The organism is Dactylosporangium sp. NPDC050588, assembly GCF_040654975.1.
GTDB lineage: Bacteria > Actinomycetota > Actinomycetes > Mycobacteriales > Micromonosporaceae > Dactylosporangium > Dactylosporangium maewongense.
Genome location: NZ_JBFAJA010000098.1, coordinates 14,798 through 28,057, shown reverse-complemented (window position 1 = coordinate 28,057; position 13,260 = coordinate 14,798). Strand labels below are relative to the sequence as shown.

Annotated in this window: 13 protein-coding genes; 4 read left to right on the top strand and 9 right to left on the bottom strand. The window is 72.5% G+C overall.

Annotated elements, in window-relative coordinates; all coding sequences use genetic code 11:
- Positions 1 to 23: 23 nt before the first annotated feature.
- From AB0I21_RS47630 to AB0I21_RS47615, 4 genes are all read right to left on the bottom strand, one after another.
- Positions 24 to 1,283 (bottom strand): hypothetical protein, encoded by a 1,260-nt coding sequence (locus tag AB0I21_RS47630; RefSeq protein ID WP_360571123.1) that lies wholly within the window; start codon positions 1,281 to 1,283, stop codon positions 24 to 26.
- Between the two features lie 100 nt (positions 1,284 to 1,383).
- Positions 1,384 to 1,851 (bottom strand): septum formation family protein, encoded by a 468-nt coding sequence (locus AB0I21_RS47625; RefSeq protein ID WP_360571121.1) that lies wholly within the window; start codon positions 1,849 to 1,851, stop codon positions 1,384 to 1,386.
- 143 nt (positions 1,852 to 1,994) lie between these two features.
- On the bottom strand, positions 1,995 to 2,798 hold the full coding sequence (locus AB0I21_RS47620; RefSeq protein WP_360571119.1) for a hypothetical protein: 804 nt from the start codon (positions 2,796 to 2,798) through the stop codon (positions 1,995 to 1,997).
- A 193-nt stretch (positions 2,799 to 2,991) separates the two neighbouring features.
- Positions 2,992 to 3,603 carry a putative immunity protein gene (locus AB0I21_RS47615; RefSeq protein WP_360571117.1) on the bottom strand — a complete coding sequence of 204 codons (612 nt, stop codon included), beginning with the start codon at positions 3,601 to 3,603 and terminating at the stop codon, positions 2,992 to 2,994.
- 102 nt (positions 3,604 to 3,705) lie between these two features.
- Here AB0I21_RS47615 and AB0I21_RS47610 point away from each other — a divergent pair, with 102 nt between their 5' ends.
- Positions 3,706 to 4,137, top strand: a complete 432-nt coding sequence (locus AB0I21_RS47610; protein WP_360571115.1) for a GNAT family N-acetyltransferase — start codon at positions 3,706 to 3,708, stop codon at positions 4,135 to 4,137.
- A gap of 71 nt (positions 4,138 to 4,208) precedes the next feature.
- Here AB0I21_RS47610 and AB0I21_RS47605 read toward each other — a convergent pair whose 3' ends face one another.
- The 4 genes from AB0I21_RS47605 to AB0I21_RS47590 form a co-directional block, all read right to left on the bottom strand.
- A complete protein-coding gene (locus tag AB0I21_RS47605) occupies positions 4,209 to 5,468 on the bottom strand; it encodes an MFS transporter (protein WP_360571113.1) in 1,260 nt (419 codons plus the stop codon).
- Between the two features lie 247 nt (positions 5,469 to 5,715).
- On the bottom strand, positions 5,716 to 5,982 hold the full coding sequence (locus tag AB0I21_RS47600) for a hypothetical protein (RefSeq protein WP_360571111.1): 267 nt from the start codon (positions 5,980 to 5,982) through the stop codon (positions 5,716 to 5,718).
- 38 nt (positions 5,983 to 6,020) lie between these two features.
- Complete coding sequence (locus AB0I21_RS47595) at positions 6,021 to 6,890, bottom strand: NAD(P)H-binding protein (RefSeq protein ID WP_360571109.1); 870 nt, start codon at positions 6,888 to 6,890, stop codon at positions 6,021 to 6,023.
- An 847-nt stretch (positions 6,891 to 7,737) separates the two neighbouring features.
- Positions 7,738 to 9,846 (bottom strand): MMPL family transporter, encoded by a 2,109-nt coding sequence (locus AB0I21_RS47590; protein WP_360571107.1) that lies wholly within the window; start codon positions 9,844 to 9,846, stop codon positions 7,738 to 7,740.
- A 134-nt stretch (positions 9,847 to 9,980) separates the two neighbouring features.
- Here AB0I21_RS47590 and AB0I21_RS47585 point away from each other — a divergent pair, with 134 nt between their 5' ends.
- From AB0I21_RS47585 to AB0I21_RS47575, 3 genes are read left to right on the top strand one after another with little or no spacing between them, the layout of a single operon-like run.
- The gene (locus AB0I21_RS47585) at positions 9,981 to 11,264 is read left to right on the top strand and encodes a sensor histidine kinase (protein WP_360571105.1); all 1,284 of its coding nucleotides are present in this window, start codon (positions 9,981 to 9,983) and stop codon (positions 11,262 to 11,264) included.
- Positions 11,216 to 11,866: a response regulator transcription factor gene (locus AB0I21_RS47580; RefSeq protein ID WP_360571103.1), complete on the top strand. Its 651-nt coding sequence runs from the start codon at positions 11,216 to 11,218 to the stop codon at positions 11,864 to 11,866. The genes AB0I21_RS47585 and AB0I21_RS47580 overlap by 49 nt, the downstream gene beginning before the upstream one ends.
- A 48-nt stretch (positions 11,867 to 11,914) precedes the next feature.
- On the top strand, positions 11,915 to 12,484 hold the full coding sequence (locus AB0I21_RS47575) for a hypothetical protein (protein ID WP_360571101.1): 570 nt from the start codon (positions 11,915 to 11,917) through the stop codon (positions 12,482 to 12,484).
- Between the two features lie 8 nt (positions 12,485 to 12,492).
- Here the strand turns inward: AB0I21_RS47575 and AB0I21_RS47570 are convergent, their stop codons facing one another.
- On the bottom strand, positions 12,493 to 13,260 hold the full coding sequence (locus AB0I21_RS47570; protein ID WP_360571099.1) for a helix-turn-helix transcriptional regulator: 768 nt from the start codon (positions 13,258 to 13,260) through the stop codon (positions 12,493 to 12,495).

Below are 13,260 nucleotides of genomic sequence, written 5' to 3'. Positions count from 1 at the left end.
CCCGCGGTCAGGCGCCCCCACGGTCAGGCGCCCCCACGGTCAGGCGCCACCGCGGTCGGGCGCCCCCACGGTCGGGCGCCACCGGCTGGTCGGGATCGGCGGCGTTTGCGGAGGCGGACCAGGGCCGGGATCCACGGGGCGGTGCCGAGGACCGCGAGCAGGGTGAGCAGGGGCAGCCGCCACCACCACTGGATGGTCTCCGGCGGCGTGGACGGTGTCTGGGCGACCCACGGCCGGGCGGTCTTCGACCAGGCGAGGAACGCGTCGCCGACCGGGACGAGGCCGAGGGCGTAGCGCTTGGTCCACGGCGTGCCGAGCGGCAGCCCGGCCAGCTCGCCGTAGTTGGCCAGGGCCGCGGCGAGCGGGGCGTCGTGCTGCACCTGGGCGGCGCCGATGGTGACCACAGTCGCGGAGAGACTGACGCCGAGCGGCAGCGGCCCCGAGTCGACGTCCGCCGGGCCGTCCAGACCGGCCGGGTACTCGCGCACGGCCGGGCCGAGGCCGAGCGGGCGCACGACGTACTGGTCGCGGAAGCGCAGGTACTGCTCGCGGGCGAACGCCGGGTCGATGTCGCCGAGGAACCGGTGGATGATGCTCTGCGACGTCGCGCGGGCCACCTCGAGCGGCTCGCCAGTGGCGGGGTCGGCGCGGTGCGGCAGCAGGCCGGTCCGCGGGTCGAGCCGCTCGCGGGCGCCGGCGATCCAGCGGGTGACGGTCGCGCCGTACCGTGGCGGCAACAGCGCATCGTGCAGCCGTAGCGACGCGATGGCGACGGTCGAGTCCACCGGCCACGCCTGCCCCGGATAGGCCTGCAGAAACGGCGACGCCGACCCGTCGAACGCGGTGCCGAGCGCCTCGGCCGCCGCCGCGAACCGCGCCTGCTCCCCCGGGTCGCGCTGCCCGGCGGGTTGCAGGCTCAGCACGCCGCCGAGCAGCCAGTTGCTCCAGCCCTGGTAGAAGACGCCGTACGGCGGGGTGAGGCTCTCGCTGAACGGTGCCTTCCCGGCGGGCTCGTCGAGGTGCCGCCACGCCCACCTGGCCTCGCGCAGCGCCGTCGCCCGTTCGCCCGCGGGGCCGCGCATGCCGAGCTCGACCCAGGTCAGGCCGTACAGCACGTGGAGGAAGAAGTACCCCTCCGGGTACAGCTGCTGCGCGTCCTCACCGGCGCCGTCGTCCAGCGCGGCGCGCAGGAACGCCAGCTGCCGCCGCACCCCGGACGGCTCGCCGCCCGTGCCGCCGGTGGCGGGCGCGACCAGCCGGACCGCACCCACCAGCGCACACACGCTGACAACCACAGCGACGGTACGGCGTACCCACCGCAGCCAAGACATCCGCTGATCTTAGGAGGCGCTGTCCATGCTTTCGGCCCCGAACGACGCGCGGTCAGGCGGGCAGGTCGCCGGCCCCGCGAATCGAGGCGGTGACCGGGTGCGGCAGGAACACCCAGCAGCGGGCGTAGTGGTCGCCGCCGGGCCACGTCGACGGTTCGCCGGTCGGCAGGAACCCGACGGTGACGGCACGGCTGTGCATCAGGTCGCCGGGCATCGCGGTGTACGCGAGGGCCCAGTCCCGGCACTGCTCCCCGAACGCCGCGTCGCGGGCCGCCGCGGTCTCCGGGAACGCGGGCGCCGTCGACTCGGCCACGCCGGCGAACTCCATGTCGTGCGGCTCCGTGCACGGGGTCCGTTTCGTGCCGGCCCACTCGTCGTCGGCGACGAACCTGATGGCGCAGCCAAGGGTCAGGTCGCTGGACGGTCCGTGTCCGCCGTGCGCCGAGCCTTCGCGGTCCCGGACACTGGGGCGGAGGGCGGACGTGTCCCTGTGGTCCCGCGAGGAGGGGCTGAGCGACATGACCCTCAGCACCTTCGTCCGCGAGCACGACGGCGAGATCCAGGTCGACGTCACCGACCTCCACGTGCTCTGACCCCATCCCCACCGACGAGGAAGGCAGGGCCGCCACCGACCGGTCGCGGTAGCGGCCCCTGCCTTGTGGGTCAGGCGAACTGGGCGAGCAGCGCCGCCGGGGCGGGTTGCACGTCCGTGGCGGCGGGCTTGCTGATCGAGACCGGCTTGCCGAAGTCCGTGAACGTCGACGTCACCGTCGACGGCGGGACCTGGCCGGCGCCGGGCATCTTCACCGTCAGCGAGGTGACGTAGCCCTCGGCGCTGACCGTCGCCTCGAACGGCACCGACTTCGCCGCGTCGCCCATCTGCTGGAGCAGAGCGGCGGCGGCTGCCGGGATGTTGCGCTTGGTGGCGTCGAGCGTGCCCTTGTACGTGCCCGAGCCGGTGCGCTCGACCGACACGATCGTGTCAGCGAGGCCCTTGACGTTGGCCGGGTCGTCCGGGCTGCCGAGTCCCAGCTTGCTCAGCGACGTCTTAGTGCCGTCGATGTACATCCACTTCTTCGGGTCGACGCCCGGAATCGGCAGGCTCAGCTTCAGGTACAGGTCGGTGCCGACGACGATGACATCGCCATTGATCTGCTGCCCCTGCGCGGTGATGGTCATCGTGCCGCTGTTGGCCTTCTTGGCAGGGTCGCTGGAGCCCGTCAACTTGCTGCTGGCCATCGCGCCTGAATCGGTCGTCGACGTGTACGTCACGGTGACGCCGCTCAGTTTGCGGAACGCGCTGGTCAGCTCCGCGCGCGCGTCGGCCGTCGGTGACGCCGCGGCACTGGTCGATCCGTTGGCCGCCGGAGCGACGTCGCCGTTCTGGTTCTTGTCACCGCAGGCCGCGGTGACGGTGAGTGCGCCGGACAGCGCCAAAGCAAGCAGGACATTCCTGCGAGACCTCATCAGTTTCCTCCCGTTGGGCGGCTCCGTGCCGCCTCGGCGAGGATAGTCACGGCGCCGGCGGACCGCCGCACCCGGTGCTGGAAGCCGATCCGGAGGCGGTCCAGTTCGGTCTGGGTGCCGATGTCGGGTTCTTCTGACGGCGATCGACCTGATCGTCGGCCCCGGCCGCTTCATCGCCTACGGCCCCTGACCGTCACCCGCTACCGTTCTGCCGGTGCTGGTTCGGAGATCGTCGGTGCCCGGCCGGCGGTAGCCCGGTTCGCAGGGCGCGGTCCAGTGTGCTCATCAGCTGGGCGACACGGTTGCTGCCGGTCGGGGCCGGCGGGTAGCGGCGGAGCACGTCGATGAGCGGCGGCGTCGCGCGCTGCCGTGACCGTTCCAGCAGGGCGTCCCCGATCGTGGGGTCACCGCCCGCCATCACCTCCCCGATGCGGGCGGCGCTCGCGGAGGCTCGCAGGATGTGGCCGACCTGGCCGGCCTGGGCGATGGGGTGCAGGTATGCGGCCGAGGCGGCGTCACCGGCGGATCGCGCGGCCAGTCGCGCGGCCTCGGAGGGTGCGGACCGGGCGGCTCGATGCGCGTCGAGTGAGGTGACGCGCTGCAACTTCGTCCTGTTGGCGCCGTTGACGAACACCCACGCCGCGTCGATCGCCGCGCGGGGGCGAGGATCGTCGGGAACGGCCAGCTCGAAGACCGGCAGGACCTCCTCGGCGTGCCTGACCACGTACCGCGCCACGACGCGCAGCTCGTCCATCGTCAGGTCGAAGTCTCCGGACACGGTGTGCGGGCTCGGTGCCATGTCCATGAATCGTAACCTTGAACGTCCGGTAGAGGCTCTGCGACCAGTCCTCTGCCTGCCTGCGTCCGAAACCCTCAACGGGTCCAGGAAGCGTGGCATCCTCTCCGGGTGATCATCAGCGCCTTGACAGAGCAGGACCTCGACTCCTGTGCCTCGCTGTACGTCGCCACGTTCAACGCGCCGCCGTGGAACGAGTCCTGGCGCGTGGAGGACGCCACGCGGCGACTCGGGGACTTCCTCGCGACTCCGCGTGCGTGCGGTGTCGGTCTGCGAGCCGTGGATGGCGAGCTGCTGGGGTTTGCGATCGGGCACCTGGAACGGTCGGGAGCCGAAGACCACTTCCTGTTGCAGGAGTTGTGTGTACGGCCGGCACGCCAACGGCAGGGACACGGCAGCGCGCTGCTCGGAGCCCTGGCGGGCCGCATGCCCGACGTCCGTCACTGGTACCTGCTGACCGCTCGGGACAGCGACGCTGCACTGTTCTACGAGAAGCACGGCTTCAGGCCGGCTCCGCGGATGGCAGTGTTCGTCCGCCCATGAGTCCGTCGACCTCGAGGCTGTCGTGCCGCCGGGTCGGTGGTCAGATCGCGTACCTGCGGCTGCACTCCCGATCAGTTCTGGGTCGGGAAGTCGCGCAGGGTGCGGGTCTCGGTGGTGAGCAGAGGCAGCGGGGCCAGGACGTACAGGGCGGCGAGCGCCCACATCGCGGGCCGGATGCCGAGCGTCGAGGCCAGCAGGCCGGCGGTCGCCGCGCCGAGCGGGACGGTGCCGAAGACGAAGATGCGGGAGGCCGCGGTGACCCGGCCGAGCAGGTGTGCGGGGACGAAGGTGCCGCGGAAGGTCATGGTCATGACGTTCGACATCGTGGCTCCGGCGAGGGCGATGAAGGAGCCCGCCGTGAACAGTGACAGGCGCCAGCCGTGGCCGCCGAGCGGCAGCAGCAGGACGAAGGGGGCGGCGGCGAGGTTCGCCAGCAGGTAGGTGCGGGCGCTGCCGAAGCGGCGGGACGCGCGGGAGGCGAGGGCGGCGCCGAGGATGGCGCCGAGGCTGCCGACGCCGATCACGAGGCCCGCGGTCCCGGGTGGGGTGCCTTCGGCGCGGACCAGGAAGACGACGCGCAGCGCGGTGATGCCCAGCATCGCGAAGTTGGTCACCGCCGCGACCACCAGCATGGCCTGCAGGAGGCGTCCCCGCATGATGAAGCGGATGCCGTCGGCGATCTGGCGCAGCATGCCCGGGCGGTCGCCCGCAGCGGGGCGCGGCTCCGGGGCGGGGCGCAGGCCGAGCAGGCAGGCCGCCGACACCAGGAACGTGCCGGCGTCGATGAGGATGCCGCTGACCGGGCCGGCCGCCTGGGCCAGCAGGCCGCCGAGGCCAGGTCCGACGACGAGGGCGACCGACGCGCTGGTCTGCAGCTTGGCGTTGCCTTCCATGAGGTCGTCCGCGCCGACGAGATGGGGCAGGTAGGCGTTGAACGCCACGTTGGCGAAGACGCCGGCGGTCCCGGCGAGCAGCGCGGCCACCAGCAGGACGGGCATGGTCAGTACATCGGTCCAGGCCGCGATCGGGACGGCCGCGAGCACCGCCGCGGAGGCGAGGTCGGCGATCAGCAGGGTGCGCCGGCGCGGCCACCGATCGACCCAGACACCGACCGGCAGACCGATCAGCAGCCAGGGCAGCCAGGTGGCGGCGGTGAGCAGGGCGACCATGGCCGGGCCGGCCTGCAGGGTCGTGACGGCCACCAGCGGGAGCGCCACCGTCGTCATCGCGGAGCCGACCGCGCTGGTGGACTGCCCGGTCCACAGCAGGGCGAAGTTCCGCGTCCGCAGCAGCCCGCTCGCAGGCCGTACCGGCGCAGGAAACGACTTCATGGACGGAGCGGCCGATGCGTCAGACCGTCGATCACCAGGGCAGGACCACACGACCGGCCTGAGGGCGTCGATTGATTTAGCGGCCGGCCGCGCGCGGCGGCACCTGGTACATCTTCTGAATGCCACCCGACGGCGGATCGTTCCCCGAGGCGCTGCGGGCCGCGATCGTGGCCCGTGGCCTGACCCTCGACCGGCTGGCGCACCGGATGGCGTTGCGCGGGCACCCGCTCAGTCCGGCGAGCCTGAGCTACTGGTCGCGCGAGTTGCGGGTCCCGGAGCGCGCCGAGTCGATCGCGGCGCTCGGCGTCCTCGAGGAGGTGCTGCGGGTCCCGGCCGGCGCGTTGACGGCGCTGCTCAGCAGGGCGCCGAAGCGGGTCCGCCGGCCGGACGGGCCGCCGCTGCCGGTCGACCGGTTGTGGGGCGCCGACGAGGAGCCGGCGTCGCGGGTGCTGGCGGCGGTCGGTACGCCGTACGAGGGGCGCCGCACGATCAGCCTGCACGACCGGTACCGCATCGACGGCAACGCACCATTGATGCGGTCATCTGATGGTTTCAGAGGAGGGGGACGAGCTCCTCACGGATCCAGCTCCGCAGTTGGGTCGGGGTGGTGGTCACCACCGAACGGTCCTGCTCGGGCACGAAGTCGTCTCGCAGGCCGGTGGACATTCCGAGCACCGCGTCCGCCATGGCGGGCGGCATGCCCGCCTGGAGGTACTGCTCGCGCATCTGCTTGTCGGCGATCCGCTCGACGCGTACCTCCCGACCGAGCTCTTCCGTGAGGATCTTCGCGACCTGGGTCCAGGTCAGGTCCTCGGGGCCGTGGACGGCTTGGACGCGGCGTCCGCTCCACTGGTCGCTCAGCAGTGCGAGCGCGGCCACCTCGGCGATGTCCCGCGGGGCGACCCAGCTCATCGGGGCGTCGAGGGGCAGCACGGTCTGGAGCAGCCCGGTCTTCACCGATTCCGCCTCGAACAGCAGGTTGGTGAAGAAGTAGCCGCACCGCAGGTGCGTGACATCAGCGTCGCAGTTGTCGAGGGCGACCTCCGTCTCCGAGAGGCCGTCGATCTCACCCGCGCCTTGCCGCTTCTCCGCGCCGACGCTGCTCTGGAACACGACCCGTCCGATCCGATTCGCCTCGACCGCGGCGACGACGGACTCCGTCGCGCGGCGATAGTCAGCCAACGGGTCGGCGGATTCGGCGGGCGGGTCGACCCAGTAGATGACATCGGCACCGGCGGTGGCGGAGATGACCTGGCTCGGCTCGCGCGAGTCCGTCGCCACCAGGTCGACGTGCTCGGCGACGGCGGCGGGGATGTTCTCTGGGTGGCGGGTGAGCAGCACCGGCGTGACTCCGGCCCGAATGAGCATTCGCGTCAGATGCCGGCCCACGTTTCCCTGAGGTGTTGTGACGGCGATTCTCATACCTCCACGCTAGACACAGATGCGGCCTGCCACTGGCCGTATCCCAGGGGACCATGGACTTATGGACTCCCCGACTACCCGACGACGACGCCACAGCCGCGACCGCGCGCATGAAGCTCGAACAGGTACTGCCTGAGAGCCTGCGACGGCGCGCCGCAGCGGTGGCGCTGTCGACACAGGTCCTACGCGAGGCTCCTATGTCAGTGGACTGGGAGCTCGTCGGCAGCAGGACGCTGTCGGGCGTGTACCAGTAGCCGGTCTGCGTCACGAACCGCACGCTGTCCAGCACCCGGGCGTGCAGGTCGGCGTCGGCGAGCACCCCGTCGTACAGCGCCCGCTCCAGCACCGGCCGCGGCACCGGCAGCGCCACGTCCGACACCAGAGGCCTCAGGTCGGCGCCGGCGACGCACCGCGCGGAGTACTCGAGCTCACCCTCGCGGACCTCGTCGTCCTCGCCGTAGTGGCGGTACGCCAGCCACGGCTCGGACGACCGGGCCGCCTCGGCGAACGCGCGCAGCTCCGGCTCCGACGGGCCCGGCTCGCTCTCGGGCAGCATGCGCATCGAATCGTCGAAGTCGTCGGTGACCAGGACCGGCCGGCGCCCGGTGACCGGCACCAGCGCCTCGGCCGCCCGCCACGCCTCGTGCAGCCGGTCAGGGTCGACGTCGGCGACGATGACGGTGCCCGACGGGCCGTGCCCGGCCGGCAGCCCGGCCAGCGGCGTACCGACGAAAGCCGCCGCAATGAGGTCGAGGTCACTCAACACGGTGACAGTCTCTCCGATGCGGCGGCATGGAGGTGCCCGGGCTGCCCCGTGGCAGCCCGGGCGGACAAGGGCGAGGAGCGGTCAGTGCACCGGCACGGCCGGCTGGTCGGCGTGGGCCGGAGAGTGGGAGCCGGTGCGGGACAGGCGGCCTGGCCACCAGGCGGAGCGTCCGATGTGGAGGGTCAGGGCGGGCACGAGCAGGCTGCGCACCAGCAGCGTGTCGATGAGGACGCCGGCGGTGACGATGACGCCGATCTGGGCCGAGGGCACCATCGGCAGGATGGTCAGGGCCGCGAACGTGGCGGCGAGGACCACGCCGGCGCTGGTGATGACGCCGCCGGTGACCGTCAGGGCGTGCAGGACGCCCTCACGGTGGCCGAGCTGGGCGGTCTCCTCGCGGGCCCGGGTCATCAGGAAGATCGTGTAGTCGACGCCGAGGGCGACGATGAACAGGAACGTCTGCAGCGGCACCGCGCTCCACAGCCGCGGGTGGCCCATCGCGTCGAGGATGAAGCCCGCCGCGCCGAGCGCCGCCGCGTAGGACAGCACGACGCTCGCCAGCAGCACCAGCGGTGCCACGACGGCGCGGAGCAGGAACATCAGGACCAGCAGGATGACGGCGAGGACGAGCGGGATGACGACGAGGTTGTCGCGGCTGGTGACGGCGTCGCCGTCGGCCTCGAACGCGGTGTCGCCGCCGACGATCGCCGCCGAGTCGGGCACGCCCCGCACGGCGGCCCGCAGCCGCTCCAAGGACGCCAACGCAACGTCGCTGGTCGGTTCGGCGGTGAACGTCGCCTCGATGCGCACCCAGCGTCCGTCGGCGGAGCGCGTCGGCGCGCCGACGGTCGCGACGCCGTCGACGGCGCGGGCCGCCTCGAGCACGGGCGCTTCGGAAGCGGCCGTGGCGAGGACGACGGCGGGTGCGAGGGTGCCGCCGGGGTAGTGCCGTTCGATGAGCCGCTGCCCGGTGATCGAGCCGACCTCCTTGGTGAAGATCTCCGCACCCGGCAGGCCGATGCTCAGGTTCGTGACGCCGAACGTCAGCGCGGCCAGCACCGCCGCGGTCGCGAGCCAGACCGTGCGGGGGCGGGCGCCGACGACGCGGGCGATCCGCGCCCAGACGCCATGGTCGGCGGCGACGTCCTGGTTCGCGATCCCCGGCGTGTACCGCGGGACGAACGGCCAGAACACCCACCGGCCGAACAGCACCAGCACCGCCGGCAGCAGCGTCGTCATCGCGCACAGGGTCGCGACGACCGCGACGGCACCGACCGGTCCGAGGCCGTGTGTGGCGGGCTGGTCGGCGGCGAGCAGGCACAGCAGGCCGATCGCGACCGTCGCCGCCGACGCGCAGATCGCCGGGAAGGACCGGCGCAGCGCGATCGCCATCGCCTCGTGCCGGTTCTCGTGCCGGCGGAGCTCCTCGCGGTACCGGGCGATGATGAGCAGCGCGTAGTCGACGCCGACGCCGATGGCGAGGATCGTCATGATGTTCTGGCTCTGCAGGTCGACGGCGAGCCCGGCGTGCTTGGCGAGCAGGTAGACGACGCCGCCGGCGACCTGGCTGGCGACCGCCGCGGTCAGCAGCGGGATCAGCCACAGCACCGGGCTGCGGTACGTGAGCAGGAGCAGCAGCGCGACCGCACCGACCGTGGCGAGCAGGAGGGTGATGTCGAGCCCTTCGAACGCGTCGGCGAAGTCGTCCTCCGCGCCGGCGGATCCGGTCAGCGCGACCTGCAACCCGTCCGGGCGCTGCGCGGCGAGGCGTTCCTTCACCGGGGCGACCGCGGCGGTCTGCTCCTCGTCGGTGCCGGCGAGCGCGAACGACAGCAGCAGCGCCGTGCCGTCCGCGGCGGGCACCGGCTCCGGCACCGTCCCACCGGCGGCGTGCGCGGCGAACGCGGCCCGGTCCCCGGCGACCTTCGCCCGGTCGGCGTCGGTGAGCCCGGACTCGCGGACGTACACGGCGACGGCGACGAGCGTGTCCGGCTCGGGGAACGCGGCCTCGGCGAGGGCGGCGGCACGGCTGGCCTCCGCGGACGCGGGCAGCGAGCCGAGCGAGTCGTTGTCCTGCACGTCGGTGAGTTTCAGCGCGAGCGGGCCCAGCACCGACGCGATGACGACCCAGAGGGCCAGCATGAGCAGTTTCGTACGGCGGCCGGACGGCAGCCTGGACAGCGTGGACATCGCGGGTTCCTCCCTGGAGTGGCGATGCCTTCGATCCAACGCACCGCGCGCCGCGCGGGCAGGAGTGGCACGTCCCGAACCGTGGTGGTGATAGCACCACCGCCACCGCCGGGCGCGTGGGCGAGAATGGGACCGTGCCTGCATCCGATCGCGTCAAACGCGGACTGCTGGCGGGATTGCGCAGCATCCTGCTGGCGATCGGCACGCTGTCCACGAACATCGCCCTGCTCGTGCTCTTCGTCGTGTCGGTCGTGCTCACGGTCGCCGGCGTCGGCATCTTCCTCGTGCCGCTCGCCGCGGTCGGCGTCCGCGCGGTCACCGACCTGCACCGCCGGTTGCTGACGGAGTGGACCGGTGTCGTGATTCCGCGTCCGTACCGGCAGCGCCCCGCCGACGCCGGCCTGTGGCGCCTGTACCGCTGGGTGATGACGGACCCCGCGACCTGGCGGGACCTGCTGTGGCTGGTGTTGTCCGTGCAGGTGGTGGGGCTGCTGCTGATCACCCCGCCGGCCCTGATCGCCAGCGGCGTCGAGGGCGTGCTCGGCGTGCCGGTGCTGCTGTACTTCGTGATGGACTGGTATGGCTACGGCGTCTTCTGGCCCATGGACAACCTCGCGAAGGCACTGGCGAGCTGGCCGCAGGGGGTCGGCATCCTGGCGGCCGGGTTGACGCTCACCCCGTACACGCTGCGCTGGTATGCGCAGTTCGCCCAGTGGTTCCTGGCGCCGACGCGGGCCGCCGCGCTCGCCCAGCGGGTCGACCGGCTCACCCAGACCCGCACCGACACCGTCGACGCGCAGGCGACCGAGCTGCGGCGGATCGAGCGGGACCTGCACGACGGCGCGCAGGCGCGGCTCGTCGCGGTCAGCATGAAGCTCGGCCTCGCCGAGGAGCTGATGGCCCGTGACCCGGAGGCGGCGATGCGGCTCATGGCGCAGGCCCGCGAGCACAGCGGCCTGGCCCTGGCGGAGCTGCGCGACCTGGTCCGCGGCATCCACCCGCCGGTCCTCGCCGAGCGGGGGCTCGACGGCGCCGTCCGCGCGCTCGCGATCAGCGCGCCCCTGCCCGTCGACGCCGACGTCGACCTGCCGGGCCGCCCGCCGCCGCCGGTGGAGTCGGCGGCCTACTTCGCGATCGCCGAGGCCCTGACGAACATCGCGAAGCACAGCGGCGCGTCCGGCGCGCGGATCCGCCTGTCGTACCGGCGAGACCGCATCCTCATCGAGGTCGGCGACGACGGCCGGGGCGGCGCCGACCCTGCCGCCGGCAGCGGGCTGAGGGGGATCGAGCGACGCCTCGCCGCGTTTGATGGCACCATGTCCGTGGCCAGTCCGCCCGGCGGACCCACCACCGTGACGATGGAGCTGCCGTGCGCGTTGTCATCGCCGAGGACCTCGCCCTCCTCCGGGACGGCCTGATCCACATCCTGCAGGCGTTCGACTTCGAGGTCGTCGCGGCCGTCGACAACGGCCCGTCGCTGCTGCCTGCGCTGCTGGAGCACCGGCCCGACGTGGCGGTCGTCGACGTGCGGCTGCCGCCCACCTTCACCGACGAGGGGCTGCAGGCCTCGATCGCGGCCCGCGCCGAGGTCCCCGGGATGCCGATCCTCGTGCTCTCCCAGCACGTCGAGCAGCTGTACGCGCGGGAGCTGCTCGCCTCGGGCGCCGGCGGCGTCGGCTACCTGCTCAAGGACCGGGTCTCCAACGTGGGCCAGTTCATCGACGGGGTCCGCCGTGTCGCGGAGGGCGGCACCGTCATGGACCCGGAGGTGATCGCGCTGCTGCTGGCCCGCCGCCCCGCCGACCGGATCGCCGACACGCTCACCGCCCGCGAACGCGAGGTCCTCGCCCTGATGGCGGAGGGCCGCTCCAACGCGGCGATCGCCGGCCGGCTGTTCGTGACGGAGAAGGCCGTCAGCAAGCACATCAACAACATCTTCAGCAAGCTCGGCCTCCCCCCGTCCGGCGACGACAACCGCCGCGTCATGGCCGTGCTCACCTACCTCGACCAACTCGCCTGACGCAACTAATCTATGTATCTGGAGTGACGCTCTGCGGGGGGTGGCAGCATGCGGTTCTATCGCGGTCCACGGTCGTTGCGCGGTGTGCTCTGGTTCTTCGGTGTCTGGATCACGTTCGCGTCCGTCCTGGTCGGGCTGGGCCTGTGGCTGACGTGGGAGGACACCCACGGCGGCGAGGCCATCGCGACCGTCCATCGGGTCGACCGGCACCCGACCCTCCCGAGTGAGTTCGCCGCGATCGACGACGCCGCATGGTCGAACACCGATCAACCGCAGTGGCAGTACACGTCGGTCTTCGTGCTGCCCGACGGCACCCGTTGCGAGACGACCACCCGGCTGTTTCCGGACGACCGGTGGGTCGAGGTCGGCGATGCCACCGAGGTGCACTACTCGCGCCGGCAGCCATGCTCGAACGTGCAGCGGGCCGACCGGCCGCGCCCCGAGATGTCCACCGTGCTCGGCGGGGGTGCCGGCATGCTGGGCATCAGCCTGGTCGTCTTCGTCATGACGATCGCGTTCGTCCGCGCCCTCCCGGCCAGAGCGGCGGCCGGGGTGACCGGTCCCGAGGATCACGGGCCGGCCCAGTCCGCGCGGCGGCTGCCGGGCTGGCGCCCCTGACGGCTGCCCTATATCGCGTCCACCAGGTCGTTGAGTGCGGCGGCGGTCGCGTCGTCGGCCGGCAGGAACGCTTCCAGCCGCAGCTCCGCCACGGTCACGTCGGTCGCGGTGCCGAAGTGGGTGAGGGTGGTGACGAGCCGCAGCTCGTGACCGGCCGTGCGCAGCCGTAGCGGCACCGCGAACCCGAGGTGGTCCTGCGGCACCTGCCGCGGCGGCGCGTAACCGGCGAGCTCTCCGGCGAGGCGGGCGAGCCGGTCGCTCGGGTTGCGTTCGCTCTCCGCCCGGACCCGGTCGATGACGTGCCACGCCCACTGGGCCAGGTTCACGATCCGTGGCGCGAGCCCTTCCGGGTGCAGGAGGATCCGCGGTACTGACACCGGCGCCGCCCGCAGCGACGGGGTGACGCCGCGGGTGATGGCGTCGAACCCGGCGTTGGCGGCGACGAGGTCACCGTGCCGGTCCACGACGACCGCCGGGTAGGGCAGGTGCCCGTGCAGCACCCGTTCGAGCGCCGCCCGGACCGTCCTGAGCTCGGGCCCGTCGAGGTCGCCGTGCGGGTATGCGGGCGCGAACCCCGCGGCGAGCAGCAGCTCGTTGCGCTCCCGGATCGGCACCTCCAGGGACTCCGCCAGCCGGATGATCATCGAGCGTCCGGGTGCCGACCGGCCGCTCTCGATGAAGCTGACGTGCCGCTGGGTGGTCCCGGCCCGCGCCGCCAGCTCCAGCTGGCTGACCCGCCGCCGGGTCCGCAACGTCCGCAACGCTTCGGCGATCAT

Bases quoted from the DNA above. Each gene is read 5' to 3' on its own strand.
- AB0I21_RS47600 (WP_360571111.1), bottom strand. From the start codon at position 5,982: ATGCGGTACCGGTCGTGCAGGCTGATCGTGCGGCGCCCCTCGTACGGC.
- AB0I21_RS47615 (WP_360571117.1), bottom strand. From the start codon at position 3,603: ATGGACATGGCACCGAGCCCGCACACCGTGTCCGGAGACTTCGACCTG.
- AB0I21_RS47575 (WP_360571101.1), top strand. From the start codon at position 11,915: ATGCGGTTCTATCGCGGTCCACGGTCGTTGCGCGGTGTGCTCTGGTTC.
- AB0I21_RS47595 (WP_360571109.1), bottom strand. From the start codon at position 6,890: ATGAGAATCGCCGTCACAACACCTCAGGGAAACGTGGGCCGGCATCTG.
- AB0I21_RS47625 (WP_360571121.1), bottom strand. From the start codon at position 1,851: ATGTCGCTCAGCCCCTCCTCGCGGGACCACAGGGACACGTCCGCCCTC.
- AB0I21_RS47620 (WP_360571119.1), bottom strand. From the start codon at position 2,798: ATGAGGTCTCGCAGGAATGTCCTGCTTGCTTTGGCGCTGTCCGGCGCA.
- AB0I21_RS47570 (WP_360571099.1), bottom strand. From the start codon at position 13,260: ATGATCGCCGAAGCGTTGCGGACGTTGCGGACCCGGCGGCGGGTCAGC.
- AB0I21_RS47590 (WP_360571107.1), bottom strand. From the start codon at position 9,846: ATGTCCACGCTGTCCAGGCTGCCGTCCGGCCGCCGTACGAAACTGCTC.
- AB0I21_RS47605 (WP_360571113.1), bottom strand. From the start codon at position 5,468: ATGAAGTCGTTTCCTGCGCCGGTACGGCCTGCGAGCGGGCTGCTGCGG.